Below are 25,251 nucleotides of genomic sequence, written 5' to 3'. Positions count from 1 at the left end.
CCAGATTCTGGATGACCTGAGGTGGATTTATTTTCCATGTAGGGGTGAGGGCGTTGTGATTAAGGATCTGTGCAGAATGCGATATAAAACTAAGGATTCATCATATTCAATGTACTTTCATCCATCTACATTCATCCATATTATTCCACCTCAAGTCCTCCATATATTAGGAAAGGGTGGGGGTGTAGCAGATGGTTTACATCCGCTTTCTGGAGATAGCGTTTCTCATTTTCTGGGTGGATGCTTTCGCTTGTTCCTTCTTTTTGATGCTGTAATTGACAAACAGAGAGTCGATCAGCGTCAAACCGGCGATTCTGGAAGCCAGCGCTTCGGAACGGAATTCTGTTTCTTGTGCAACCGTATAGAGGCTTAAGTCGACCGATTTGGTTAAGGGGGATTTAGCAAAGTTGGTAATGGCCATCACGCGTGCGCCGTTTGATTTGGCGACATCCACAATATCCAGGATATCTTTATTGGACCCTGTATGTGAAATCACGACCGCTAAATCACCTTCTCTCAGCTGTGAAGCCGACATTAACTGCAGGTGAGAGTCTGTATAAGCGTGGGTTTCCATACCTGTGCGTAAAAACTTATGATGAGCATCCATTGCAAGAATGCCGGAGCCGCCGCTGCCATAAAAGAAGACACGTTCAGCTGAAAGCAGATCATCCATAGCTTTTGCTAAGCTTTCATAATTCTGAATGTCGCGCGAGGCTTCCAGAGCTCGGATGTTAGCTTGAAATACTTTTTCTGTGATCTCAAGATCCGTATCGTTTTCTGTAATGGTTTCATGTATATCCTGAATAGGGTTTACGGTTTCTGAGGCGAGAGCAATTTTCATCGCCTGGTAGCCTTTGAACCCGAGTCTTTTACAAAATCTGAAAACGGTTGCATCTGCGACCATAAGATCATCTGCTACTTGATTAATCGTAGAATGGACAATTTGATCCCTGTTTTCTAAAATGTAATCGGCTATTAACTTTTCTTTTTCACTAAATTGACTATAGGATGAACGAATTCGATTGATTACGTGTTTGGTTGGGGCTTCTGCCATGAGTCTTCCTCCTGTCCTGCATCTTCTATTATTACCATTGTAAATGAAAAAAATTTCAAAATAAAGTTATGAAGTGTAAAATATTTTTCAGAAACCCCATTGTGTTAAAAAAATATTATTGTATAATCTTAATTATAGAAAAAAATTTTCAAAAAGAAAATTGTGCGTGATAGAGAAAGGGGTAAAACAATGAAGATTGGATTAATAGGTCTTGGAAAAATGGGTTACAACCTGGGGTTGAACCTGATGGATCATGGACATGAAGTAGTAGCGAACGATGTGAACGCCGATCAAATAAAAGAGATTGCCAATGCGGGAGCAGTTCCTGCCAACAGTTTGAAAGAGCTTGTTGAAAATCTGGAAGCACCTCGCACGGTCTGGGTCATGGTTCCAGCAGGAGAAATTACGCAGTCTGTCCTGGACGAGCTTTCTGGTTTACTTGAAGCAGGTGATCGTGTCATTGATGGAGGAAACTCGAATTATAAAGACAGCTTGCGACGCGCGGAACAGTTTAAAGAGAAGGACATGTTCTTCTTTGATGTAGGAACAAGCGGCGGAACAGAAGGAGCCCGTCACGGCGGCTGCTTTATGATCGGTGGAGACGAAGAGCAGTTTAAAGAAATTGAGCCTATTTTTGCAGATACATCTGTTGAGAACGGTTACCACTATGCTGGACGTGCCGCTAGTGGCCACTTCCTGAAAATGGTCCACAACGGTATTGAATATGGAATGATGCAATCCATTGCAGAAGGCTATGAGATCTTGGAAAAAAGTCCATTTGATTATGATTACGAAGCGGTATCCAAGGTGTGGAACAATGGGTCTGTCATCCGCTCCTGGTTAATCGAACTCATGGAGAGTGCCTTCTCGAAGGATGCGAAGCTTGAAGATATCCGCGGAGTGATGAACTCTTCCGGTGAAGGAAAATGGACACTGGAAACCGCCATTGAGTATGAAATGGCAGCGCCGGTTATCGCTATGTCCCTGATGACGCGCTATCGTTCGCAGGAAGATGATACCTTCTCAGGCAAAGTCGTTGCAGCACTCAGAAACGAATTCGGCGGCCACGCCGTCGTGAAAAAATAACCTATTTCTTCCACCTCAGGTCATCCAGATTATGGATGACCTGAGGTGGTTTTATTTTCCAAATTCACAAAGAAGGCGTATTCTTCAGGATTTTTGAAGTAGGAGAGGATGGTGGAAGTGGTAACGATAGAAGAAGGGTACGGCAGGAGAGATAGGTAGTGAGGGTAGCTGCTCCATTTGTACGTTTCCGGTTTTGAAGTGATTAAAGCCCGGCATGGATTTAAATGAATGTACCGGCTTACTTGAAGAAGGGCGTTTACATCGCCTTGAAGATCTGCTTTATAAGGACCTTGAAAAAGATGACCCACATAGTCATATTTCTTATTAAAATACATGGCATATTTGGAGTGGACGTCTTTCATGAAAGTACCAGGGGGATGGTTAATGGTTTCAACCAGCAGGTGGATGTGATTGGTCATGAGACAGTAAGCGTGGATTTTAAAAGGGTAACTCTGTTTAGCTTCTGTTAAGAACTGCAAGTAACGATAGCGATCACTCGGTTCATAAAAGATATCCGTTTTTCTGTTACCGCGCGCTGTAATGTGAAAACAAGCACGAGGATACCAGATTCGTTTAGGGTTTGGCATACTGATCTTCCTTTCAAATATATTTCCAATACTTTTTATTCGCTGTACATCCGAAATAATCCTTCTTCCATCAAATGTAAAAACCTGTCACCTCAGGTCATCCAGATTATGGGTGACCTGAGGTGACAGGTTTTGGTTAATCGTAAGGTTATGGAATCTGTGATTTTTCTGGTAAACTAATTAAATTGTAATCTAGTTTGTCGTAGCAGGAGGTTGAAAAATGACGATATTCTTCCAGGTTGTTCTTCCTGTCATTCTCGTATTTTTCGCAGGATACGCCTTGCAAAAAATATTACATTTAGAAATTAAATCGATATCTACTGTCACCCTATATATCATGCTTCCCTGCCTGGTATTCAAAACCTTTTATGAAGCAGAATTTAATCAGAGTTATTTAATGATGGTCATCTTTTCTGTTTTATTATTGTTCTCCATTTTGGCTCTGAACAAAATCGCTGCCAAGGTATTTAGATTTGATACGCCTACGGAAAGTGGATTGATACTTTCCACCGCGTTTATGAATGCGGGGAATTACGGAGCTCCTATTGTCCTGTTCGCTTTTGGTGATGCCGGCTTCGTGTATTCCGTGTCGTTTATGGTTCTCCAGCAGATCGTCATGAATTTCTTCGGGGTCTATTATGCGGCAAAAGGCGGGGCTGGCATTGGGATGGCTCTTAAAACCGTCCTGAAAATGCCTCCGACGCATGCTGTCTGGATTGCGCTGCTATTTAAGTATGCATCGATCCCGGTCTCGGATAATCTCATGTCCAGCATCCAGCTGGTGGGGGACGCGACGATCCCTTCCATTATGATTCTTCTTGGTATGCAGCTTGCGAACATAACCGTTAAAAATTTAGACTGGAGTAAAATTTCGTATGCGGCTGTGCTGAGGTTAGCAGGTTCTCCGCTGATCGCCTGGGCGTTAACAATCCTATTGCCTATGAACGACATGATGGCAAGCGTACTTATCGTTTCAGCAGCTATGCCCTCAGCAGCCACGACGACGATGTATGCTGTACAGTTTGACTCAAAACCCGAGCTCGTTTCAAGCATTACGTTAATCACAACACTGCTAAGTGTAGTTACCATTCCGATTACTCTCACAATATTAACGTAAAAAAAGTCCTGCCAGTTGCTGGCGGGACTTTTTGTTTATGTTTCTTCTTTATTCGCGTTCTTTCTGGATTTAGCGTACAAATATAAATTTGTAAAAACCAAGGCTACTGATATCACCGTCGCAAAAGAGGAAAGTTCCACCAGGTCGGTGAAAGTCCCAACGAGCAAATAGCCGACAAAGAACAGGGCAAACAATAGATAAGACACAGGTCTCTTCCTTTCTTCAAAAACGTCTCCTTCAGTATAACATTAGATAAACGTTTGTAGAAAAGAGCCAGAATAATCGAGGTGGTTTTAGAGATGAGGGTACATAAAAAAGCGATAGACCGTAAACTCATTCCCTTGTTCCATCGTATAAGATTGAATCGCAAGTGACGAATACGTCGTTCCATCGTCCATTTCAAAAGATAAATACATAACGTATTCTTTATTTTCCATCAGCGGCAAGGGGTAAGGGTTCACAATTTCGACAATCCACTCATAGGCAAGCTCTTCAAAAAAAGCATGCATGAAGGTAGTAGGGGTCCCATCCAGCCTGATGTGAACAAGAGGATATAAAGATCGTGGCGAATTCAAAAATAACGCCTCCGTAAGTATCATTTAACTATTCAATTGCCTAATTCGGTCAAACATAAACATAGGAATGTATTAGAAAGAAACTTCAAATTCATAAAGATTCAGAGAGAAAAATCAATTTTCGACCTCGATTTTTGTTAAAAATTAAAAAACTTTGCAAAAAAATGACACCAAAATCTAATTATCTCTCGATTATAAGTGTGAAATTAAAAATCGAAAGCGGGTGCCATCCATGATAAAGAATCATGATTTTGCAGATGTAGTGGAGGAATATAAACGATTAATCTATTACCATATTAGAAAACTGAATATTATCGACCGGAACGGTGACTTTTTCGCGGAGGGGCTTTATGCCTTGTGGCAGGCCCACGATACATATGACGAGGATGCGGGTACACTTAGTTCATATATCAATTGGAAGATTCATAATGCACTGATCGACAAAATAAGAAAAGATAATCGGACGGTAGAAGCTGAAGAACGGTTTCAGGATCATATAATCCATATGCAGCTCTATCAAGTGGAGGATGTCGTGCTGGATCCGTATCTATGGAAAAGTATTAGAGGGATGCTTACCGATAATCAGTGGAAATGGATCTATTACTCGATTATCCATGATTTTTCTGTTGATCAAATTGCTGCCAGGGAGGGAGTGACCAGAGACGCGGTTAAGAACTGGGGAAGGCATGCCAGGAAGAGACTGGAAAACAGTTCAATATTCAATAGAAAAGCCCTGGAGAAATACTCCAGGACCTAACGAGAGATTATTTTTCTATGGTAATATTGATTTTACTTAATCCTAATGCCTTCGCTGCTTTAATCATTTTAGCAGCTTCCTGCTCAGCATCCTGAATGTGTACGTCGTTTCTGGAGATACTCAATGCTGTCCCGCCAGACATCATTGTGGGTGTCTCTTCGGTTTCCTCCGTAATAGGAAGGACGATGTTCTCCTTCTCTTCACTGTCCTGCTGATTATGCATGCGGTTTACTCGTCCGCGTATTTTGCGGCCGTGATAGACCACACTAGCATAAGGGCAGCCAGTCTCAGCAGAGATTTCGCGATAGTTTTTATCCGTTTCACCGATTAATCGCTTTACTTCACTCAGGTCGTAATCATATTGTTTGCTTCTCTTCGCCATGTAAAAATCCCCTTTTTTCTAATCTACAAATATATTGTATACAAAATTATCGATATTTAATAGTGTGAAATATTAATTAATGTTTTTAATAGTAGATGGTATAGTAAACTATTAGTATAGAAAGGTACAAATGATAACAGGAAGTGTAATAATATGCTTAAAAATGCCATTTATCAACTATTTCCAATTATAATTATGATCATATTATTTATTTTTTCTTCTCAGCCTTATGAAGAACAAAATATTAAACCAGCGATGAATCAATGGATTCCAATTGAATGGCTGAGGCCTTTGGCAGAGCTTATTCACATAACTTACCACGGGCAAGAGGTAAGTGTGGAAGCTCAAGGGATTGATGGTGTTATTGAATTTTTTATCCGGAAGTCCGCTCATTTCGGCATGTTCTTTTTGCTTATGGTAACTTTATGGAACGCCATCCACCAAAGATGGCGTCTCCCGTTTGGGAAGGAACTTCTGTACGCGCTTGTTATAACCGTCGGCTATGCTGCGTTTGATGAATTTCACCAGTCCCTAACTCCGAACCGGACTCCATACATAGGAGATGTGATGATCGATACAGCCGGGGCACTGACAGGTGTAGTCCTACTAACTATTTTCTATAAAAAATTCCGATAAATCTCTGAGATAGTAAAGATAAGCTCCCGTGTATTGAACACTCAATTTCGAGATATTGGTATATGAGAATGGTCCTGCGGGGAACGATTTCGCTTTCCGGCCCTGCACGACGCAGGGTCGTTCGACGTTGCCACAGGACGTGGCGACTTTAGTCGATCCTCCTTTTTACCAGGAGATTCCTTGCTCGTTTCACTCCCTGCGGGATCTCACCTAGTTCCTTCTCCCACGGGAGTCTCATCATTTCCCCACCAACCCAACTATAATTTTGCAAACGGACCCTTCCAGAAGAGGAAAGTTCTCATCCTTAATCTGTATTAAATGGTGTTATAACAGGTTATTGCGCATCGTTACATCTTGAAAACAGGTACAAAACCACATGGTCTAATTCCTCATAACGCAGGTGATGTTTGAATTGATTTCGAGCTTTTGATTTGTCAAGGTCCGGAGGGGGACGATGAAGACTCCTATGGGATGAACATGATCGGTAAGATCCCGGAAGGCGAAGCCTGAGGAAGCTTACCACATGCCCATGGAAAGCGAATCGTCCCCCGCAGGACCTTCAGCACAACCCAATATCTCAAAATCGAGTCTTCCACAATCCGACCCGTTTGTTTAATAAGATCTCTTATTAAAATCCAAAACATTCCTTAACCTAATTTAACAAACACAAAAGATCCCGGTGATGGTTAAATCACCGGGATCTTTTACTTAGCTTGTCGGCTTGGAAGACTTGGAGAAGTCACTTCCAAGCCTTGACTATCTACTTGTAAAGCTTCGACCTGATAGGCTGGAAGTTCTTTCTGCAGCAGAACAAGTTTTTCTTCACTTAATTGTTCAAATAAAGCAATCATGGTTGGGCCGGCGCCGCTAATATACATTCCGGCTGCATTCAGTTCCTTCACTTTGACGGCTATCGCATCAAAATCAGGAATTAACTCTTTCCGGTACGGCTGGTGCCACTGATCTTTCATCATCATTTTCCCAGCCAGTTCCCAGTTTTGTTCAGCCAGGGCTGCAACGAGTACATTAGCTGTACCACTGGCGTGAACGCCCTGCTTGTAACTGATTTCCTGAGGAAGCAGGCTGCGTGCTTTTTCCGTTTCCAGATGGAAATCCGGAACGATTGCAAGCCAGATCAGGTCCTCGAGTCCTTTGGTGAACTGGACAAAATCTAAATGGTCCCCGTCATAGCTTGAAACCATAATCCCCCCGTAAATGGCTGGAGCGACATTATCCGGGTGGCCTTCAATAGCACAGGCCAGCTGTAATTTATCATAACGGCTAAGGTTAAGGTTCAGCAGCTGGTTAGCGAGTTCTATTCCTCCTACAACAGCGGTAGAGGAACTGCCAAGACCACGGGCAATCGGTACATCATTGATCAAATCAACATGGTACGGCGGCAGTTCGTCATATCCGTAAGCCGTTGCTGTATAGATGGCGGTCATATAAATTAAATTATCTTTTCCGGAAGGGATATGAGGCTGGTCCTCCTCAGGTACTCCGAACGACCACGTATCGGCAGGCTGACACTTTAGCGTCACGTATTTGGAGAGAGCAATGCCGATGGAATCAAATCCTGGTCCTAGATTAGCGGAAGTTGCGGGTACCCGGATTTGAAATGTACTCATGAGCGTACTCCTGAGATGGCCTCGGCAAACTGGTCGATATCATTTTCAATAACCGTGGGTTTGACCGGACTTGTATCAATCGCGGCTGCTGGATCCTTCAGCCCGTTTCCAGTGAGAACATGAACTACTTTGGATCCCTGTGGAATCTCGCCGCTCTTCACTTTCTTAAGCATACCTGCGATCGACGCACATGAAGCGGGTTCAGCAAATACTCCTTCTTTTTGAGCCAGAAGCTGATACGCTTCTACAATTTCATCATCCGTTACTTCGTCAATTAAGCCGCCAGATTCTTCTTTAACCTGAATTGCTTTTTCCCAGCTTGCAGGATTTCCAATTCGAATGGCAGTGGCAAGCGTCTCCGGGTCTTCAATGACCTGATTCCGGACAATGGCTGCTGCACCGCTTGCTTCAAAGCCCATCATCCTCGGAAGCTGATGGCCGTATTTTTCATTATAAACCTGGAAGCCGCGCCAATAGGCAGTAATATTGCCTGCGTTTCCAATTGGAATCGATAATATATCAGGGGCTTCGCCTAAGGCGTCGCACACTTCAAATGCCCCGGTTTTCTGTCCCTCAATCCGATAAGGATTCAAAGAGTTTACGAGCGTGACCGGTTCCTTTTCAGCGATTTCTCTTACCATCTTCAACGCCTGATCAAAATTTCCTTTAATGGAAAAGATTTCAGCACCGTACATGACGGCCTGGGCGAGTTTACCCTGGGCGATTTTGCCATCAGGGATGACCACAATGCAACGTAGGCCGGCACGGGCGGCAAAGGCTGCCGCAGAGGCCGACGTATTGCCGGTTGATGCGCAGATGACAGCTTTCGAGCCTTCTTCAATTGCTTTAGCCATCGCCATGACCATTCCGCGGTCCTTAAACGAACCGGTCGGATTGGCACCTTCGATTTTTACATATCCTTCAATTCCATACTCCTTCGAAATTGTAGGTATGGACAAAAGGGGAGTATTGCCTTCCTGTAAAGACAGATTCGGTGTCTGATCGGTTACGGGAAGAAATTCACGATAATGGTGAAGCAATCCTTGCCACATCTCAACTGCCCCCTTCTACTCGGAAAATACTTTCAACACTTTTCACGGAATGATGCTGTTCAATTTCCTTCATAGCCTGGGAAAAGTCTTCTTCACTAACTTGATGGGTGACCATCATAAGCTCACGCTCTCCATCTTCTTCATAGGAACGCTGGATGATTTGATCGAACGAAATATTGTACTGAGCGAAAATTTTCGTTATTTCCATTAACATGCCTGTTTGATCAAGTACGTGCAGACGGATGTATTTCTTCGTCATCTGCTGGTCCTTCGGCATCACTTGCTTAGGGAATTGAGGCTGCACGTAAGCCGTACCTGTTGTACCTAAGCGGATATTTTTTAATACAGCTATTAAATCGGATACGACGGCTGTGGCGGTTGGAAGCTTTCCGGCTCCTGGACCATAGAACATGGTTTCTCCTACGGCATCACCGTACACATATACCGCATTAAATTCATCGTTTACGGACGAAAGTGGGTGAGCTGCGGGCAGGAAGGTTGGTTCTACGCTTACAGATACACCATTTGCATCATTCTCGGCAATTCCAATTAATTTAATTCGATAGCCAAGTTCTTCAGCATATTGAATATCGGAAAGAGATAAGCCGCGAATTCCTTTCACCTCTACGTCTTCCAAATTAAACGGCATGGAGAATCCTAATATGGAAAGAATGGTCATCTTCCGAGCCGCATCGAGACCATCGACATCGGCTGTTGGATCTGCTTCGGCAAAGCCAAGATCCTGCGCTTCCTTTAATATACTGTCAAAGTCAGCTCCGTCTTGAGACATTTTCGTCATAATATAGTTGGTTGTCCCATTAACAATTCCCATCATTTTTGTGATGCGGTCAGAGGATAAGCCGTCCATAATGGAACGGATAATCGGTACCCCTGCAGCTACACTGGCTTCATAATAGAGATCACTGCCGCTTTCCTGACAGGCGGAGAAAAGCTCGGCTCCGTGCTGGGCAATTAAATCCTTGTTGGCTGTTACCACATGTTTCCCGTGCTGAATCGCTTCTAATAATATGGTTAGCGTGTGATCGATTCCACCCATCACCTCTACAACTACATCGATTTCTGGGTCGCGGGTAATATCTTCGTATCGATCGGTCAGGTTCGTGGAGCCGTCAGGAAGCTCTCGAGGTTTCTCGACATTATTGACCAATACGGATTTAATCGTAACTTCGCACCCCGTTCTGTGCTGAATACGTTCCTTATGGTCATGAAGAATCTCAATTACTCCACTTCCTACAGTACCTAAACCTAATAACCCTACGGTAATGGTATTTTTCATCGTTCACACTCCTTGTCCACTTGAAATATACATTATTCTTTATATAAAGGACATTGTAACGGAAAGGGAAGTCAAGTACAAGAGTGAATTCTCAGACGATTCGAATTTTTATAAAAGATAGGAAATCTACATATTTATTAAAACTTTACAATAGATGTGTTTTGCTATTTTTATTAGTTAAAAGTGAATAAAAGAGGATAATTAATAGGAAAAATTCTATAATTATTAAATTTGATTAATATTTCGACATAAAACGACAAAAATGAAACTATTGTATTAATTTTTAGTATCTTGACTTATTTTGACAAATAAAATATAAATAATTGTACCTACAAAAATAAAAAGGGGGAAGGGCAGCAATGATGGACAGTTTATATTCCGGTCCGCTTCCTGATTCATTAAGGAAGTATGATGCCGTCATCGACCAGATCATCAGAGAGATGGGGGTGGAGGGAAAGATGGAAGAATTTAAGGATGAAGGCAAGCAGGCGGTGTATAAAGCAGAGACGGCCTTTTACTCGATTATAACGGATATGAATAAAGATACGTATATGTACCGTACAATCCGCCAGCGCTTTCTTGAGCTTCTTGGCAGCTGAGAGTGGATTACATATCGTGAAGGACTCTGGAAGTGTATGAATTCCAGGGTCTTTTTTGGCAGAAATGTTTTCGGGTATCGGGATGGTGGAACTGAAATTTTTTACCAAAAGCTAGACAACGCCCAATTTTTTCAATACGATATGATGTGAAAAGGATTCCATGGAGGATGAAACCTATGACAACAATCAATGACATCGCAAAAAGGGCCAACGTTTCCCGGACTACCGTTTCAAGAGCTTTGAACAATAGTGGGTACGTAAGTGAAGAAGCCCGAAAAAGAATTATGAAAATTGTTGAAGAAACCGGCTATATGCCTAATCAATCAGCGAAATCGCTCCGGACAAAGCGTTCAGGCGTGATCGGAGTCATTCTGCCGCGTCTAAGCACGGAAACATCCACTCGTGTAGTGAATGGGATTAATGAAGTGTTAGCTAAAGAAGGCTTTCAAATCCTGTTGACGGATACAGAACTGGACAGGAAAAAAGAGATTGAATATATTCGCTTACTGAAAAGCAGACACGTGGATGGAATTATCCTGCTTGCGACTAATGTGAATGATGAACTGATTCAAACAATTCGTAACGTGGATCTTCCATTCCTTGCAATCGGGCAGGACCTTCCTGAAGTAACGTCGCTTGTTTATGATGATTACCACGCATCTGCTGATTTAACGAATATGCTCATTCATAAAGGGCATCATAAAATTGCTTTCATTGGGGTGAGCCGGGACGACCCTTCCGTTGGGATTATGCGAGAACAGGCTTTTCGTGATGTAATGGAGAGGGAAGGCGGAGAGATCAACGAACACTGGATGGGAACAGGGGATTTTTCGATTGATTCCGGTTATGAAGAGATGAAAAAGATTTTACGAGCAAGCGGTAAAAAAAGGCCAAGTGCGGTATATGCTGTGACGGATCGAATGGCTATCGGGGCTATGGAATACTTAAAGGAACAAGGCTACCGGATTCCTGAAGACATGGCTGTGGTCGGAATAGGAGCTTCCAGTTTGTCTCAATATGTAAGCCCTTCCCTGACTACGATCGATTATTTTAACAAGAGAGCGGGTCAGCAGGCAGCCGAACTATTACTGGCCAAATTAAAAGATGAAAAAGTAGATCAGAAATTTGAGCTAACGTATAGACTAATTTTACGAGATAGTGTATAGTTCTAATTGAAAACGCAATCATGTAATCGTTCACACATTTTAGGAACACAATTTAATCCTTATAGAAATTCGAAACTCGACGCACTTATTCGAAGAAATTATTGAATGTTTTATATTTTTTTATGAAATGTGTGATCGATTACATGCCAAAGCTAATACAAGAAAGGGGTTTTCATAATGGCCGAGAATTCTCAAATCGCAAAAGACGTCATTGAGGCTGCTGGCGGCGAAGAAAATATCGCTTCTGTAGCTCATTGTGCCACCCGCCTTCGGATTATGCTGCACGACAAAGAGAAAGCCGATATTTCTGCAATTGAAGAGATCGACAAAGTAAAAGGTGCCTTTTACAACTCGGGACAGCTGCAGGTTATCTTTGGAACAGGTACGGTTAACCGTATTTACGAAGAAGTGACGAAGCTTAACGTTGAAGGAACAACAAAGTCAGATATGAAAGAAGAAACGAAGAATCAGGGGAACTTTTTACAGCGCTGGATCCGTACGTTTGGTGATGTGTTTGTTCCGATTATACCCGTACTTGTTGCTACCGGGCTGTTCATGGGTCTGCGCGGACTTGTCACTCAGCCGCAGGTTTTACAATTATTTGGACTGGCACCTGAAGATATCTCAGAGAACTTTCTTCTATATACTCAAATTCTGACGGATACCGCTTTTATATTCCTGCCGGCACTGGTTGCCTGGTCCACCTTTAAAGTGTTTGGCGGCAGTCCGCTGCTCGGGATTGTCATTGGATTGATGCTTGTATCACCTGCGCTTCCGAACGCCTGGGATATCGGTTCTGGAGCTGTCGAACCGATTATGTTCTTTGGCTTTATCCCGGTTGTTGGTTACCAGGCATCTGTGCTTCCTGCCTTTTTCACGGGTATATTAGGTGCGAAGCTTGAGAAAGCTTTACGGAAGAAAATACCAGAATCTCTGGATTTAATTCTGACCCCGTTCTTAGTTCTATTAATCATGATTACGGGAGCATTGTTTATCATTGGACCGATTTTCCACGTTGTAGAAAACGGAATTTTCGCTGCTACACGTGTGGTACTTGATCTTCCATTAGGAATCAGCGGTCTGATTATCGGTGGGTTGCACCAGGTGATCGTTATTACCGGGGTGCACCACATCTTCAACTTACTTGAAATTCAATTGCTTGAACGTTTAGGAGAGAACCCGTTCAACCCACTAATTTCAGCAGGTATCGCGGCTCAAGGTGCAGCAGCACTGGCAGTTGGTTTGAAATCAAAAGAGAAGAAAATGAAAGCTTTAGCTCTTCCGTCTTCACTTTCAGCATTTCTAGGCATTACAGAACCTGCAATTTTCGGTGTTAACCTTCGTTATGTGAAACCATTTGTGATGGGTCTTATTGGAGGAGCGGCCGGTGGTTTCTTCGCCTCCCTCATGGGACTTGCAGGAACTGGAATGGCTATCACCGTAATTCCTGGTATGCTTCTATACTTGGACGGGCTGATTCCATTTGCCAATTACATCATTTCGAACGCCATTGCTATTGGCGTAGCCTTCGGTCTAACATGGGCTTTCGGTTACGAAGATGGCATGCTCGACAAAGACAAATAACAACCACTTATTCCAATTCTCCCCACCTCAGGTCCTCCAGTAATTACCAGGACCTGAGGTGGAGGATATGGAAATAACTAGAGGACCAGGTCAAACAGTATTTTCCAGTTTGGCCTGGTCTGTTTTTGTCTTTTTGTGGCAGGTAATGTGGTATAATAAGGGGTAATTATAAGAGAAAGAGGTGAGTTGCACATGTATAAGGAACCTATCTTTTTGCAGCCTGAATTCAAAGAACGGATTTGGGGCGGAACCTCGCTTAAAGAAATTTTTCAGTATGACATTCCTTCCGAGCAGACAGGAGAAGCCTGGTGTATTTCCGGCCATACGAATGGTCCAAACACCATTCAGAACGGACCATTGGCAGGACATACGCTGGCGGAAGCATGGAAAGAACATCGTGAGCTGTTCGCCCATGAAGAAGGAGAAGAATTTCCATTGTTAGTCAAGATTCTGGATTCTGCGAAGGACTTATCTGTTCAAGTCCACCCGGATGATACATACGCACGCGAAATGGAAGGAAAGAATTATGGGAAAACAGAATGCTGGTATGTGATCGATGCCGAAGAAGGCTCTGAAATTATTTTTGGTCATCATGCCTCGAATAAAAAGGAATTACAGGATTTGGTGGAGAATGAAGAATGGGAGAGGCTGCTTAGGCGGATTCCTGTTCAGCCTGGGGATTTCTTTTATGTACCAAGTGGAACGATCCACGCGATTGGCGCTGGCATTCAGATTCTTGAAACGCAGCAGAGTTCAGATATCACGTACCGCGTCTACGACTATGATCGTGTTGGAAACGATGGAGAGAAGCGGGAGCTGCACCTGGATAAGTCACTAGAAGTGATAACGGTTCCACATAGAGATCCCCACATCGATCGATCAGATGCAGTTCAGGCAGACCTCAGACAGGAAACCTTGATAGAAGAAGCGTATTTTTCTGTTTTTCATTGGCAATTGGAAGGAGATAGCGGGGAGCTGAAGCCCAATCCTTATTTGTTAGTAAGCGCTCTCCAGGGAAACGGAGAAGTCAGGATTGACCAGGAGACCTATTCGTTTTCAAAAGGGGATCATTTTATTATCCCTGCTACGGTAGGCACATTCGAATTGAAAGGAAACGCTTCTTTGATCGTCTCCCGTTCCAATAAGTCATAATCATTATAAAACTACAAGAGGAGTGATGAATGGATGTGGAAAAATGAGTACAATCGCTGGAAAGAATTTAAAGAGATGGACGAACAATTATCGTCGCAATTAGAAGAGATTGAAAATGACGAACAGTCTTTAGAAGACGCCTTTTATAAGAACCTCGAGTTTGGTACGGGCGGAATGCGCGGTAAGCTTGGACCTGGTACGAACCGGATGAACATCTATACGATCAGAAGAGCTGCTGAAGGACTGGCTACGTATGTGAATGATCAGGGACTCTCGAACCGCGGCGTAGCTATTGCTTATGATTCCCGTTATATGTCCAAAGAATTCGCAGTGGAAACTGCCCGCGTGCTCGGCTACCACGGAATTCCTTCTTATGTATTCACTTCCTTACGTCCGACGCCTGAGCTTTCGTTTGCTGTGCGTCATTTAAAGACCGCTGCAGGAGTGGTGGTCACAGCCAGCCATAACCCGCCAGAGTACAATGGATTCAAAGCCTATAACGAGGACGGCGGCCAGCTTCCTCCTCTTCAGGCTGAATCCATGATCGGGTTTGTCAATAAAGTAGAAAACGAACTGAATGTAGATGCAGCCGATCAGAAGCAATTGGAAGAGGATGGCCTGCTCAACTGGATTGATGAAGAAGTAGATGCCGCCTATTTGGAGCAGCTTAAATCCGTAACGATTCAGCCGGATATTAAAAAAGATATCTCTCTTGTGTTTACGCCTCTTCATGGAACGGCACGGGACCTTGTACAAAAAGGGCTGGAGCAGAGTGGATTTTCTTCCGTAGGTATTGTAGAAGAGCAGGCGCAGCCGGATCCTGAATTCTCGACCGTTGCTTCCCCGAATCCGGAAGAGCATCAGGCTTTTGCTATGGCGATTGAACAAGGAAAAGCAGCAGGAGCTGACTTACTGCTTGCAACCGACCCCGATGCCGACCGCATGGGAGCGGCTGTACCAGATGAAAACGGTGAATATCAGGTATTAACCGGGAACCAGACCGGTGCTCTTATGCTTGATTACATTTTGGAGCATTCTCCTAATGTACCGGACAATGGACTCCTGATTAAGACGATTGTGACCTCTGAATTCGGCCGGGTAATCGCGGATGCTCATAATATCGGCACGCTTGATACACTGACAGGCTTTAAGTTTATTGGTGAAAAAATTAAAGAGTACGAACAGAGCGGAGAATATGAGTTCATGTTCGGATATGAAGAGAGTTATGGTTATTTAGTTAAACCATTTGCACGTGATAAAGACGCCGTACAGGCGGCGATTCTTATCGCAGAAGTAGGCGCTTATTATAAGAATCAAGGGAAAACATTGCTTGATGCACTGGAAGAGCTTTACCAGAAGCACGGATACTTCCTTGAAGATCTTCAATCCGTAAAACTGGAAGGAAAATCAGGAGCGGATAAAATCAAGACGATTATGGAAGACTTCCGTGACGCAGGCATTACAGAAGCAGGCGGTAAGAAAGTAGTAGCCGTTGAGGATTATTCTACAATGACTCGTTATTATGTAGAGGGAGGCGCTACCGAGGAGATTGAACTTCCGACTTCGAATGTGCTGAAGTTTATTTTAGAGGACGACTGCTGGTTCTGTTTACGTCCATCCGGAACAGAACCGAAGATTAAATTTTACTATGGAGCTAAATCCGGTTCCCGAAAAGATAGCGAGAAGATCCTTGAAGCATTAAAAGCAACCGTCAATGACCGTTTGCATGCTTTGATTTAACCTAAAGTCCCAGCTTTCCATATGGAAAGCTGGGACTTTTTTATTTTGTTCTTACAGGAACGTAAAAAGTAAGTAGAATAGCTGTGATTCCTATCATGAAAGGGGGAGATTCTAAAAATATTTGAAATTCAACCTTGGATTCAAGATAAAAGACTTTCAATTTGTTGACAAATCAGCGATAATAGAATAAAATACTGAAAATTCAGATTAAATTAAAGGGGTGGGCACTGTGTTAAATATTAAAATGCTGAAACCATATTACGTGAAGGAAGATAACCGCTTTATCCGAGTTGTGCTAGCCTACCAGTACTTTTCATTATTTATCGACAATGAACTCTACCAATTCGTTCCTATGGAATCCAGAGAAATCATCATTGACCGTCAACGTAAGCGCGTTCATAATGTATTCGATATTTTCGTATTCCAACGCGGTAAAAATATAGTATATGTATCGGTAGCCGATCTACTACAGCTGCCAGACTTTCTCCAACACCTTCATTCCATTGTCGCACCTTACTATGAAAAGGAAGAGGTAGAACTTACAAAACCGGAAGAAAATGAAACGAATGAAGTGATTCTGGAGCTCGAAAAGAATAACCTCAGGCGTTTGATCGATCAGGCAATTGATTCGGAGGACCGAGATACCTTCCGGGTACTGACGACTACATGGAACCGTATGTATTCTTAAAAATAAGATAAACAAAAGCCGATATGATGCAGTCATATCGGCTTTTGTTTATTTAATTACGTTAAATTACAAAATCCTACATTCTTTTATTAGGAATATTCTAAAATTAAATGTTTATATTTAAAAAATAGTTAAATATGTTCAAAATCAGATTCAAAAAATCAGTTATAATAATAATACATTTCCAAATGAAGGAAGGTTCTTTGATAGATAAAAAAATGAAGAATCTTTAAACAGAAACCTAGAGGATTTTGGGGAGGTTTAGAGAGATGAGAACGCTGCCGAGTGTAAGTAAATTAGATGAGGATTGGGTACATTTATTAAAGCAGGCAAAGGCCATGGGGCTGACGATCGACGAAGTAAGAAATTATATTAAAGGTCCCTCCGATAAGAGGAAGTTATTAGAATAGAGGCACCTCCTAATCATTTAGGGGTGCTATTTTTTTGGATTCAGGTATAATAGTAAAAAAGGATTATACTTGGGGGTATCTATATGACTATGTCCCATCATGAGCTTACCCACTTATTGAAGGACTGTTCGATCGCACTGCAAGTCCCGGTGCTGCTTTTAAATCATAAACGGAAATTAACCTTTCAATTTCCCGACAGCTTTCATCAGCCTCCGGATTTTATGAGAAAAAGCTTCTTCCCTTTTTTAGAAACCAGCAGAAAAAGTCCCAACAACTTAGAAAAATTCTCGGATGAATTTGGACAGAGTATTTTCTTGTATTCTATGAAAATTGGGCACGAAGAACCAGTAGATATCGTATTTGGTCCTTTTTTACATAAAGAGATCGGAAAAAAAGAAATTGATGGTTTTGTAAAAGCTGAGTCAGACTGTAAAGTTAAAAAGGAAAGATTATTAAATTATTATGATCAATTACCAGTGCTGAACCCCGTGCAGATATTGTCCATGAAAAGAATTCTCATACGAATTCTCTCCGGAAAACAGGAAGGACATCGTCCAAGAAAACATTCACCTATCCAGAAGGTGTATGAACATTATCTTAGGAACGAAGCTTCACCGAACAACAACTATCAGCTTCAGGAACGTTATATACACTTATTCAAACTTGGCCAGGCGGAGGCGCTGGACGTCTATCGGGAGTGGAAAAAGCAATTGTTCTCGTCCGCCAGTCATTCGAATGCCGTGAGACCTGAGAAGAATCAACTGATCCGTCTGATAGGGGAATTGAATCAGATGTGCCTGGAAGGGGGAGCTCAGCTGGACGAAGTAATGTCCCTCAGCGAGTTCTTTATCAACTATTTAGAAACGAAGAAAACTACGGAAGAACTTCATGAATTAGAAGAAAATGTTATCCAAAGCTTCATGACACGACTGCAGCGAGCTCAGGAAGAACCGGTGCATTCTCCATTAGTCGAGCGGTCCAAACGCTATATTTTCCAGAACTTAAGCGATGCCCTTTCCCTTCAGGAAATCGCAGCTGCCATGAATGTCCATCCTAATTATTTATCGGGAGTATTCAAGAAAGAAACAGGAATTTCAATATCTCAATTTATTAATATAGAGCGGGTGAAAGAAGCGAAAGAGATGCTGAGCATTTCTGATTTTACTTTGCTGGATATTAGTATGAAGCTTGGGTTTAATAGTCAGAGCTACTTTACAAGAGTTTTCAAAAAAATAGAAGGTATCGGACCAAATGAATTTCGCAAAAAACATCATATTATGGAAGAGTGAAGCCGGCTGAGTTATCGAACAGCCGGTTTATTTTTGTCTTAAAATAGAATATATTTGGAGATATTTGGAGAAAACAAGCGTGTGACGAACGTAGTTGTTCTCTACTATGAATTTTGGCGGTTTTCTTTTTAATAGAGTCGTTTTATAATATTCTTTATAAAGAACAAAACGAATATAAAAAAGAACAAAATGACCAAGGTTTAGATAAATTTCGACATGGAAAAGGGGATGGAGTACATTGGCAACAATAGGGGAAAAGATTCGGGTGCTTCGGATTGGGAAGGGTTTATCGGTGAATGAGTTTGCAAAACTGTCCAATGTATCCAAATCGTATATTAGTAACATTGAACGAGGCGTTCAGAAAAATCCATCGCTCATCGTTATGAGCAAGCTCGCGAAGACCCTGGAGGTACCGCTTGAGGAACTGCTTCCATATCGTTGGGGAGACGAACCAGAAAAGAACGCAAAGTGAATGAGTGTAGAGAGACTTGGCTCTGGAATGTCTGGTCAGATAACGGCACAGATGGACATAGAATGGCTCGAACTTATGAGACAGGCAAAGAAACTAGGGGTAACAGTGGAAGACATTAAACGTTTTCTCGAACAGAAGAAGCCACTCCTTTGAGGCGGGAGGGAAAAGATTTTGAGAGGAAAAGTCCTATTTACAAGGGGAGCGGCTGAAAAGAATATCGTCGTTAAAGGGCTGCCAGAGTATAGGCACGAACCGTATGCTGTTCGTGATATAAGCGTCCTCGTAAAACAATATTCCCAGTTGATCGTAAAAGGTGGCTGGCAGGTGATCAGTCAGCAGGGGGTTATTTATGCGAAATCCGCCGATGACCGATTAAAGCGGGACGCTATGGAAGCTGTGGGAGGAGACGGATCCCCTCTCTCCTATATTCAAGCTGCCTCCTGTTACCACCATCTGTCTGACTACACTAGAAAAGGCAGCTGGCTGAGTGAATCGTCCATTTTAGATGATCCATTGGTCAGGAACCTTGATTTGTTTAAGGAATGGAGCTTTGGACAAGTCCACCGCAGTTTGAATCCCGTGTTCTTTTACGACTCTCTCTTACATCCCGTGGTCATTTTCTTTAGTCATCATAAGGAAGGAATCGAAACCATTCAAAAGAGTATCCATCGCTTTGATCGTGAAAGCTACGCCTTGAAGTTTCAACAAAGAAACTGGGCCATCCAGGACAGGGGAGACGAGCGCTCCTGGTATTATAACTGACAAAGCCTATTTTCTTATCAAAGAAGTAGGCTTTTGTCATAATTTGACACTGTTATTTCACGGATTGAATAACCATTCATATACTATTGTAAATTTTTAAATTATTTTTGAAGAAAAACACTATTCAAATGACGAAGATTGCTATATGATAAGATGATAGATTGGAAGAATTCATACATTATTTGTTGAAAAATTGAAAATGATGCAACTAAAGGGAGATAAATATTTCTTATTTGTCGGTCAGCTGCCAAGCCCCCTCAGAAAAAGATGTTTTCCATCGAAGATTTAAGTAAAAAGGATAGTAAGATACTAAGTGATAGAAAAGGTGGGACGAATGGAAAATTTAAAAGAGGTGCTGCAGGATATCATCCAGCGCTCCGAAACTTCGGAAGTCCTCTCTTCTAAGGACGTTATTGAACAATTAATCCAGCAGCTCCAACGATAAATGAAAATATATTGATATAAAAATCGTCCTTCTACTATTATTAGGGGCGGTTTTTTAATTGGCTATATTAAAGGTAGTGCTGCCCTTTTTATAAGAGACTTATTAAACTAGAACATGATTGGTGAGCTTCCTCTGGCTGCAAAGTCCGAGGAAGCTCACCTCATATAAGAAGTTCGACTAAAATCGCCACGTCCTGTGGCAACGTCGAACGACCCTGCGTCGTGCAGGGCCCCCGGAGGACCTTCCGCTCTACAAATATTTCGAAACTGAGTCTTAAACAACCGGGAGCTTATCTGTAAGAACCTATACGGAGACTTAAAAAGCTATTATGAAAATGATCACCTGGATAAATCTGAAGCCAAAGTCCGACAGATTATTTGCCAGCCTATGGTATAATGTGAACGATGCACCCTTGAATTAACTAAACACAAGTGAGGATTTCTATGAATATATATGTTGATATGATAATAGCGATCGGCCTGTCCATGGCAGTGAGCTACCTGCTCGTATTTCCTGTTATGAAACTAGCCGTAAAATGGAAAATGATGGATTATCCTGAACTCAGGAAAATTCATACAGAAATTACCCCGCGTATGGGTGGTCTCGCCATTTTTGGTGGTGTAGTAGCTGGAATGCTGTATATCAGACCGGATACCCCTTACTTTCCTTCGATCAGTATCGGCGCGACGATAATTGTCTTAACCGGTCTTCTCGATGACCGCTATCAAATCCGCCCGGTTTTTAAACTGGGTGGACAAGTTGCAGCTGCCGGTATATTGATTCTATCGGGGTTAAAGGTTGATATCCTAAGCGTTCCTTTCTTAGGAATGATCTCTTTAAATGAACCGATCAGTATTCTATTCACATTTTTCTGGATTATTGGAATTACCAATGCCATCAACCTGATAGATGGACTGGATGGCCTTGCCACTGGTGTTTCGACAATTTCCCTGATTAGTATTGCTGTCATGGCGCTGGCGATTGAACCACAGATCACCATCGTGTATTTATGTATTGTACTAATTGGAAGTAACATCGGCTTCCTTTTCCACAACTTTTATCCTGCCAAGATTTATATGGGAGATACCGGCTCTCTGTTTCTCGGGTATTCCATGGCGGTTATATCTATGGTAGGACTCTTTAAAAATGTGACATTATTCAGTTTCGTCATTCCGATTATTGTCCTTGCGATTCCTGTGTTTGATACGCTATTCTCCATCATGAGACGTCTTATTAATAAGCAGAAAATCATGATGCCGGACAATAAGCATATTCATTATCAAATCCTGGCGGCGGGCTTCAGCCACCGCGCGACGGTGTTAATTATTTATGGATTCAGTGCCCTGTTCGGTTTACTAGCCATTTTATTCTCTCTTACGTCGATTGGGATCTCGCTGATCATTACGTTTGTACTCTTATTCCTGCTTCACTTATTTGCAGAAATGACAGGAGTGGTGTACCGCGGAAAACGACCGGTGATTGATTTCTTTTCTAAAAATGATAAGAAGAAGGGTAAAGACAAGGATAAAGAACGTGAAGAAGCCTAAAGCCAGAAAGCCCCGGTTCCATTCAGAGGAACCGGGGCTTTCTGGCTTTTTACAGGGGAAGGTGCGTCATCCATTCTCCTTTGGATTAATTTTTCTATCTCAATGTCAATCATAGAGTGCACACGATCATTGAGGCTTTTTATTTAATGTCTCGTCCAACCTGATCATAGAAATCAAACCGGAAAGAAAAGGCAGGGCCCCTACAAGCCCGATTGCCCAGTACACAGATAAGGCATCGGCAATTATTCCGGCTGCCAGCGCTCCAAATGCATAGCCGCTATCCCGCCAAAATCGGTAGACTCCCATAGAAGTAGCTCTCCATTGAGGGTGAGCGACATCACTAATTGACGCGAGAATGGTAGGGTAAACCATTGCCGTACCTATACCCAAAAAGATGGCACCAAGGATCCATAAAGGATAGGTATCGACAAACAAAATAAACCATAAGGACAAGGCTTGAACGAACATTCCGGAAACGATAAGCTTTCTTCTCCCAACCCTGTCACTCCAGAGACCTGTGAACAGCTGGAAGAATCCCCATGCTGCCGGGTACAGGGCAACCACTGTGCCAATTTGTCCCACACTTAATCCGCCCGACGCAAAGAAAATCGGAAACAGCCCCCACGCCATACCATCTTTAAAGTTCGTTGTTAAGCCTGCGAAGCTGCTGCTGGATAAATTGCGGTTTTTCCACGTCGTTCGTTTGAAAACTTCCTTAGTGGATAGGCTCCCTGATTCCTCATCCTGCTGGATAGCCTGCAGATTTACATGCTGAGCGGTATCTTGAACCATCAGTGATAATAGAAAACCAATGATCACCAGCCCGATTCCTATATAAAACGGCTCTGGACTAAGAGAGTAGGAAGATGCCACATAACCTGATATGGCTGCCATTAAAGCCACGCCCAGATAGCCCGCAAATTCATTAAACCCTACGGCAAGTCCTCTCTGATCTGGCTTGGCAAGATCTACTTTCATATTAACGGTCATGGACCAGGTCAGCGCCTGATTCATACCTAAAAGGATATTAGCAGCGACGACCACCCACCATGCATGTGCAAAAATAACCAACAGAGGAACGGTTAACCCTATAGCCCAACCAATGAGGAGGACTCTCTTTCTTCCTATTCGATCGGCAAGGTTACCGGCAAAAAAGTTTACAATGGCTTTTGAAAAACCAAAGCTGACAATAAAGGAAAGGGCGGCACTTGCAGATGCTATACCGAAGCGCTCCTCACCTAATATAGGTAGGATTGTTCTTTCCAGACCTACCATAGAACCTACGAACAAATTGATTATGACTAATAAAAAGAATGGAAGGATATTTTCTTTAATTCCTGACTGAATTTTATTTGAATGGTTATCCACCGCTTTTCACCTCATTTACATCTCGTTATTGTTATAGACAGTTTTCTGCATAGTTCTTTTTTCACTCTTTTAATGGGAGAAGTTCTTAGGAAACTCCTCAACCTATATAGATACAAGCTTCCCGATGTCTGGCAATGTCTGAATAATAGCATGAGGGATAAGCTTGGGGGAAGCGGGATGCATAGACGAAAGGAATGAATTTATCTCGCGGTTTATTAAGATCATGTAAATTATTTCAGGAAGTATTGTTCAATCAAATCGCTTCGTATATAATCTTATCGAAAGTCAATATTGGTTTTCGATATTGATACTCTTTTTAAGGAGGGGCAGGTATTTGGATAATAAAGTAGTAAGGAAACTTTTCTTAGGTTTTATACAAATTCATATTTTGCATCATGCCAAAGAAGAAGCTATTTACGGATCCTGGATGCTTGAGGAGCTGCAGGAGCATGGGTACGAAATCAGTGCCGGTACGTTATATCCTATCCTTCACAATATGGAGAACGACCAGCTTCTTTATCGAGAAGATGTCAATGTGAATGGAAAGATACGCAAGTATTACCGCATTACCGATAAAGGGGATGCCGTCTTACAGGAAGCACGGGCTAAGGCCTATGAACTCTTTAAAGAAATAAAATGATATGAGGTGAATAAATTGAGCCAACAACAGAATAAAACTACTCTACAAATCCTATTAGAAATCTTATTTACATCTACGAAACTGGGCTTGACCTCATTTGGAGGACCTGTAGCCCACCTGGCTTATTTTAAAGATGAGTACATCGACCGGCGCAAGTGGTTAAATGACAAAACCTATGCGGATCTCATTGCGTTATGCCAATTCCTGCCCGGACCAGCAAGCAGTCAGGTCGGTATCTCGATTGGAATATTACGCGGGGGAATACTGGGAGGAATTACATCCTTTATTGGTTTCACCCTTCCTTCCGTTATTGTGCTTGTCGTGTTTGCTTTGCTTTATCAAAATTTCTCCCTGGCTGACGCAGACTTTATTCATAGCTTGAAAGTGGTGGCGGCAGCCGTAGTCCTGCATGCTCTTATCGGGCTGGGGCAGAAACTGACGCCGGATAAAAGCAGAAAGGCTATTGCGGTTGTGGCTGCCTTAGTTATGCTGCTGTATCCTTCTGCCTGGATACAAATTGTCATTATCTTAGCTGCTGGACTGCTAGGACTTTCCTGGTTCAAAGATAAAGCAGAATCAAAAATTGAACCCTTCGATGTTAGTATTTCTAAGAAAACTGGTGTTCTTTCCTTAACCATTTTAGGGGTTTCTTTAGTTTCACTACCGATCATTACCAGCTTAGTGAACAACCCTTTACTCCATATTTTCGATATCTTCTTCCGGGTAGGTTCTTTGGTTTTTGGCGGCGGTCATGTGGTGTTACCTATGATCGAGAGAGAGCTGGTACCGCAGGGTCTGCTGTCGCCTGATGAATTCTTAGCTGGTTATGGGATGGCTCAGGCCGTTCCAGGACCGTTATTTACTTTTTCAAGCTATCTCGGAACAATGATGGAAGGAGTCGCAGGAGCAGTAATTGCTACCATAGGGATTTTTCTGCCTTCTTTTCTGCTTATCATTGGCGCTTTGCCTTTCTTAAGTGAATTGCGCAAGCGTGCTTCTTTCCAGGGGATCCTGATGGGCGTGAATGCGAGCGTCGTTGGAATACTATTAGCCGCTTTCTATGATCCTGTTGTTAAGAGTTCCATCTTTGATGGGGCAGATTTTGCCTTGGGGACTATATTATTTGCTTTACTGAATATCTGGAAAGTACCAGCCTGGATGATCGTTATACTCGGTGTCATCGGAGGCTACCTCCTTAATTTATTAGGTTTTTAAAAA

Annotated in this window: 27 protein-coding genes; 18 read left to right on the top strand and 9 right to left on the bottom strand. The window is 42.5% G+C overall.

Annotated elements, in window-relative coordinates; all coding sequences use genetic code 11:
- Window positions 1-196: 196 nt before the first annotated feature.
- A complete protein-coding gene (locus ACTWP7_RS11535) occupies window positions 197-1,054 on the bottom strand; it encodes a MurR/RpiR family transcriptional regulator (protein ID WP_443123309.1) in 858 nt (285 codons plus the stop codon).
- Window positions 1,055-1,243: 189 nt separating this feature from the next.
- Between ACTWP7_RS11535 and gnd the strand changes: the two genes are divergently transcribed.
- Window positions 1,244-2,140 (top strand): phosphogluconate dehydrogenase (NAD(+)-dependent, decarboxylating), encoded by an 897-nt coding sequence (gnd, locus tag ACTWP7_RS11530; protein WP_014644736.1) that lies wholly within the window; start codon window positions 1,244-1,246, stop codon window positions 2,138-2,140.
- Between the two features lie 29 nt (window positions 2,141-2,169).
- On the opposite strand, the gene ACTWP7_RS11525 is transcribed toward gnd, so the two are convergent.
- On the bottom strand, window positions 2,170-2,727 hold the full coding sequence (locus ACTWP7_RS11525) for a transposase (RefSeq protein WP_443123308.1): 558 nt from the start codon (window positions 2,725-2,727) through the stop codon (window positions 2,170-2,172).
- 220 nt (window positions 2,728-2,947) lie between these two features.
- On the opposite strand from ACTWP7_RS11525, the gene ACTWP7_RS11520 reads away from it, so the two are divergent.
- The gene (locus ACTWP7_RS11520; protein ID WP_443123307.1) at window positions 2,948-3,844 is read left to right on the top strand and encodes an AEC family transporter; all 897 of its coding nucleotides are present in this window, start codon (window positions 2,948-2,950) and stop codon (window positions 3,842-3,844) included.
- A 35-nt stretch (window positions 3,845-3,879) separates the two neighbouring features.
- Here ACTWP7_RS11520 and ACTWP7_RS11515 read toward each other — a convergent pair whose 3' ends face one another.
- The gene (locus ACTWP7_RS11515; protein ID WP_443123306.1) at window positions 3,880-4,050 is read right to left on the bottom strand and encodes a hypothetical protein; all 171 of its coding nucleotides are present in this window, start codon (window positions 4,048-4,050) and stop codon (window positions 3,880-3,882) included.
- Between the two features lie 87 nt (window positions 4,051-4,137).
- Window positions 4,138-4,419: a hypothetical protein gene (locus tag ACTWP7_RS11510; RefSeq protein WP_443123305.1), complete on the bottom strand. Its 282-nt coding sequence runs from the start codon at window positions 4,417-4,419 to the stop codon at window positions 4,138-4,140.
- Window positions 4,420-4,651: 232 nt separating this feature from the next.
- Between ACTWP7_RS11510 and ACTWP7_RS11505 the strand changes: the two genes are divergently transcribed.
- Window positions 4,652-5,176, top strand: coding sequence for a sigma-70 family RNA polymerase sigma factor (locus ACTWP7_RS11505; RefSeq protein WP_443123304.1), 525 nt, complete (start codon window positions 4,652-4,654; stop codon window positions 5,174-5,176).
- A gap of 7 nt (window positions 5,177-5,183) precedes the next feature.
- Here ACTWP7_RS11505 and ACTWP7_RS11500 read toward each other — a convergent pair whose 3' ends face one another.
- Entirely contained in the window at window positions 5,184-5,558 is a 375-nt protein-coding gene (locus tag ACTWP7_RS11500; protein WP_014644729.1) for a hypothetical protein, read from the bottom strand.
- A gap of 153 nt (window positions 5,559-5,711) precedes the next feature.
- Here ACTWP7_RS11500 and ACTWP7_RS11495 point away from each other — a divergent pair, with 153 nt between their 5' ends.
- Window positions 5,712-6,194: a VanZ family protein gene (locus ACTWP7_RS11495; protein WP_443123303.1), complete on the top strand. Its 483-nt coding sequence runs from the start codon at window positions 5,712-5,714 to the stop codon at window positions 6,192-6,194.
- 704 nt (window positions 6,195-6,898) lie between these two features.
- Here the strand turns inward: ACTWP7_RS11495 and thrB are convergent.
- From thrB to ACTWP7_RS11480, 3 genes are read right to left on the bottom strand one after another with little or no spacing between them, the layout of a single operon-like run.
- Window positions 6,899-7,822 carry a homoserine kinase gene (thrB, locus tag ACTWP7_RS11490; protein WP_443123302.1) on the bottom strand — a complete coding sequence of 308 codons (924 nt, stop codon included), beginning with the start codon at window positions 7,820-7,822 and terminating at the stop codon, window positions 6,899-6,901.
- Entirely contained in the window at window positions 7,819-8,874 is a 1,056-nt protein-coding gene (gene thrC / locus ACTWP7_RS11485) for a threonine synthase (RefSeq protein ID WP_443123301.1), read from the bottom strand. The genes thrB and thrC overlap by 4 nt, the downstream gene beginning before the upstream one ends.
- A gap of 1 nt (window position 8,875) precedes the next feature.
- A complete protein-coding gene (locus ACTWP7_RS11480; protein ID WP_443123300.1) occupies window positions 8,876-10,171 on the bottom strand; it encodes a homoserine dehydrogenase in 1,296 nt (431 codons plus the stop codon).
- 362 nt (window positions 10,172-10,533) lie between these two features.
- On the opposite strand from ACTWP7_RS11480, the gene ACTWP7_RS11475 reads away from it, so the two are divergent.
- The 12 genes from ACTWP7_RS11475 to ACTWP7_RS11420 all read left to right on the top strand — a co-directional run bounded on the left by ACTWP7_RS11475 (window position 10,534) and on the right by ACTWP7_RS11420 (window position 22,025).
- On the top strand, window positions 10,534-10,770 hold the full coding sequence (locus tag ACTWP7_RS11475) for a hypothetical protein (protein ID WP_443123299.1): 237 nt from the start codon (window positions 10,534-10,536) through the stop codon (window positions 10,768-10,770).
- Window positions 10,771-10,946: 176 nt separating this feature from the next.
- Entirely contained in the window at window positions 10,947-11,936 is a 990-nt protein-coding gene (locus tag ACTWP7_RS11470; RefSeq protein WP_443123298.1) for a LacI family DNA-binding transcriptional regulator, read from the top strand.
- 177 nt (window positions 11,937-12,113) lie between these two features.
- Entirely contained in the window at window positions 12,114-13,520 is a 1,407-nt protein-coding gene (locus ACTWP7_RS11465) for a sucrose-specific PTS transporter subunit IIBC (protein ID WP_443123297.1), read from the top strand.
- 192 nt (window positions 13,521-13,712) lie between these two features.
- Window positions 13,713-14,672 carry a mannose-6-phosphate isomerase, class I gene (gene manA, locus ACTWP7_RS11460; protein ID WP_443123296.1) on the top strand — a complete coding sequence of 320 codons (960 nt, stop codon included), beginning with the start codon at window positions 13,713-13,715 and terminating at the stop codon, window positions 14,670-14,672.
- A 33-nt stretch (window positions 14,673-14,705) separates the two neighbouring features.
- Window positions 14,706-16,412, top strand: a complete 1,707-nt coding sequence (locus ACTWP7_RS11455; protein ID WP_443123295.1) for a phospho-sugar mutase — start codon at window positions 14,706-14,708, stop codon at window positions 16,410-16,412.
- Between the two features lie 229 nt (window positions 16,413-16,641).
- Window positions 16,642-17,100 (top strand): IDEAL domain-containing protein, encoded by a 459-nt coding sequence (locus tag ACTWP7_RS11450; RefSeq protein ID WP_443123294.1) that lies wholly within the window; start codon window positions 16,642-16,644, stop codon window positions 17,098-17,100.
- 269 nt (window positions 17,101-17,369) lie between these two features.
- Entirely contained in the window at window positions 17,370-17,510 is a 141-nt protein-coding gene (locus tag ACTWP7_RS11445; RefSeq protein ID WP_443123293.1) for an anti-repressor SinI family protein, read from the top strand.
- 83 nt (window positions 17,511-17,593) lie between these two features.
- A complete protein-coding gene (locus ACTWP7_RS11440; RefSeq protein WP_443123292.1) occupies window positions 17,594-18,799 on the top strand; it encodes a helix-turn-helix domain-containing protein in 1,206 nt (401 codons plus the stop codon).
- Between the two features lie 238 nt (window positions 18,800-19,037).
- Window positions 19,038-19,271 (top strand): helix-turn-helix domain-containing protein, encoded by a 234-nt coding sequence (locus ACTWP7_RS11435; RefSeq protein ID WP_443123291.1) that lies wholly within the window; start codon window positions 19,038-19,040, stop codon window positions 19,269-19,271.
- Window positions 19,272-19,424: an anti-repressor SinI family protein gene (locus tag ACTWP7_RS11430; protein ID WP_443123290.1), complete on the top strand. Its 153-nt coding sequence runs from the start codon at window positions 19,272-19,274 to the stop codon at window positions 19,422-19,424. It begins immediately after the preceding gene.
- Between the two features lie 18 nt (window positions 19,425-19,442).
- Entirely contained in the window at window positions 19,443-20,033 is a 591-nt protein-coding gene (locus ACTWP7_RS11425; RefSeq protein ID WP_443123289.1) for a hypothetical protein, read from the top strand.
- 888 nt (window positions 20,034-20,921) lie between these two features.
- Window positions 20,922-22,025, top strand: coding sequence for a glycosyltransferase family 4 protein (locus ACTWP7_RS11420; protein ID WP_443123288.1), 1,104 nt, complete (start codon window positions 20,922-20,924; stop codon window positions 22,023-22,025).
- A 126-nt stretch (window positions 22,026-22,151) separates the two neighbouring features.
- Here ACTWP7_RS11420 and ACTWP7_RS11415 read toward each other — a convergent pair whose 3' ends face one another.
- Window positions 22,152-23,393 carry an MFS transporter gene (locus tag ACTWP7_RS11415; RefSeq protein ID WP_443123287.1) on the bottom strand — a complete coding sequence of 414 codons (1,242 nt, stop codon included), beginning with the start codon at window positions 23,391-23,393 and terminating at the stop codon, window positions 22,152-22,154.
- A 334-nt stretch (window positions 23,394-23,727) separates the two neighbouring features.
- Here ACTWP7_RS11415 and ACTWP7_RS11410 point away from each other — a divergent pair, with 334 nt between their 5' ends.
- A complete protein-coding gene (locus ACTWP7_RS11410; RefSeq protein WP_014644707.1) occupies window positions 23,728-24,033 on the top strand; it encodes a PadR family transcriptional regulator in 306 nt (101 codons plus the stop codon).
- 15 nt (window positions 24,034-24,048) lie between these two features.
- On the top strand, window positions 24,049-25,248 hold the full coding sequence (gene chrA / locus ACTWP7_RS11405; RefSeq protein ID WP_443123286.1) for a chromate efflux transporter: 1,200 nt from the start codon (window positions 24,049-24,051) through the stop codon (window positions 25,246-25,248).
- The last annotated feature ends 3 nt before the right edge of the window (window positions 25,249-25,251 follow it).

Origin of the sequence: Halobacillus sp. B29 (assembly GCF_052246755.1) — a bacterium.
Classification (GTDB): domain Bacteria; phylum Bacillota; class Bacilli; order Bacillales; family Halobacillaceae; genus Halobacillus; species Halobacillus halophilus.
Note: the sequence above shows the minus strand (reverse complement) of the source record. Positions and strands in the feature narration are given on the sequence as shown.

Bases quoted from the DNA above. Each gene is read 5' to 3' on its own strand.
- ACTWP7_RS11535 (WP_443123309.1), bottom strand. From the start codon at position 1,054: ATGGCAGAAGCCCCAACCAAACACGTAATCAATCGAATTCGTTCATCC.
- gnd (WP_014644736.1), top strand. From the start codon at position 1,244: ATGAAGATTGGATTAATAGGTCTTGGAAAAATGGGTTACAACCTGGGG.
- ACTWP7_RS11525 (WP_443123308.1), bottom strand. From the start codon at position 2,727: ATGCCAAACCCTAAACGAATCTGGTATCCTCGTGCTTGTTTTCACATT.
- ACTWP7_RS11520 (WP_443123307.1), top strand. From the start codon at position 2,948: ATGACGATATTCTTCCAGGTTGTTCTTCCTGTCATTCTCGTATTTTTC.
- ACTWP7_RS11505 (WP_443123304.1), top strand. From the start codon at position 4,652: ATGATAAAGAATCATGATTTTGCAGATGTAGTGGAGGAATATAAACGA.
- ACTWP7_RS11500 (WP_014644729.1), bottom strand. From the start codon at position 5,558: ATGGCGAAGAGAAGCAAACAATATGATTACGACCTGAGTGAAGTAAAG.
- ACTWP7_RS11495 (WP_443123303.1), top strand. From the start codon at position 5,712: ATGCTTAAAAATGCCATTTATCAACTATTTCCAATTATAATTATGATC.
- thrB (WP_443123302.1), bottom strand. From the start codon at position 7,822: ATGAGTACATTTCAAATCCGGGTACCCGCAACTTCCGCTAATCTAGGA.
- thrC (WP_443123301.1), bottom strand. From the start codon at position 8,874: ATGTGGCAAGGATTGCTTCACCATTATCGTGAATTTCTTCCCGTAACC.
- ACTWP7_RS11480 (WP_443123300.1), bottom strand. From the start codon at position 10,171: ATGAAAAATACCATTACCGTAGGGTTATTAGGTTTAGGTACTGTAGGA.
- ACTWP7_RS11475 (WP_443123299.1), top strand. From the start codon at position 10,534: ATGGACAGTTTATATTCCGGTCCGCTTCCTGATTCATTAAGGAAGTAT.
- ACTWP7_RS11470 (WP_443123298.1), top strand. From the start codon at position 10,947: ATGACAACAATCAATGACATCGCAAAAAGGGCCAACGTTTCCCGGACT.
- ACTWP7_RS11465 (WP_443123297.1), top strand. From the start codon at position 12,114: ATGGCCGAGAATTCTCAAATCGCAAAAGACGTCATTGAGGCTGCTGGC.
- manA (WP_443123296.1), top strand. From the start codon at position 13,713: ATGTATAAGGAACCTATCTTTTTGCAGCCTGAATTCAAAGAACGGATT.
- ACTWP7_RS11455 (WP_443123295.1), top strand. From the start codon at position 14,706: ATGTGGAAAAATGAGTACAATCGCTGGAAAGAATTTAAAGAGATGGAC.
- ACTWP7_RS11445 (WP_443123293.1), top strand. From the start codon at position 17,370: ATGAGAACGCTGCCGAGTGTAAGTAAATTAGATGAGGATTGGGTACAT.
- ACTWP7_RS11440 (WP_443123292.1), top strand. From the start codon at position 17,594: ATGACTATGTCCCATCATGAGCTTACCCACTTATTGAAGGACTGTTCG.
- ACTWP7_RS11430 (WP_443123290.1), top strand. From the start codon at position 19,272: ATGAGTGTAGAGAGACTTGGCTCTGGAATGTCTGGTCAGATAACGGCA.
- ACTWP7_RS11420 (WP_443123288.1), top strand. From the start codon at position 20,922: ATGAATATATATGTTGATATGATAATAGCGATCGGCCTGTCCATGGCA.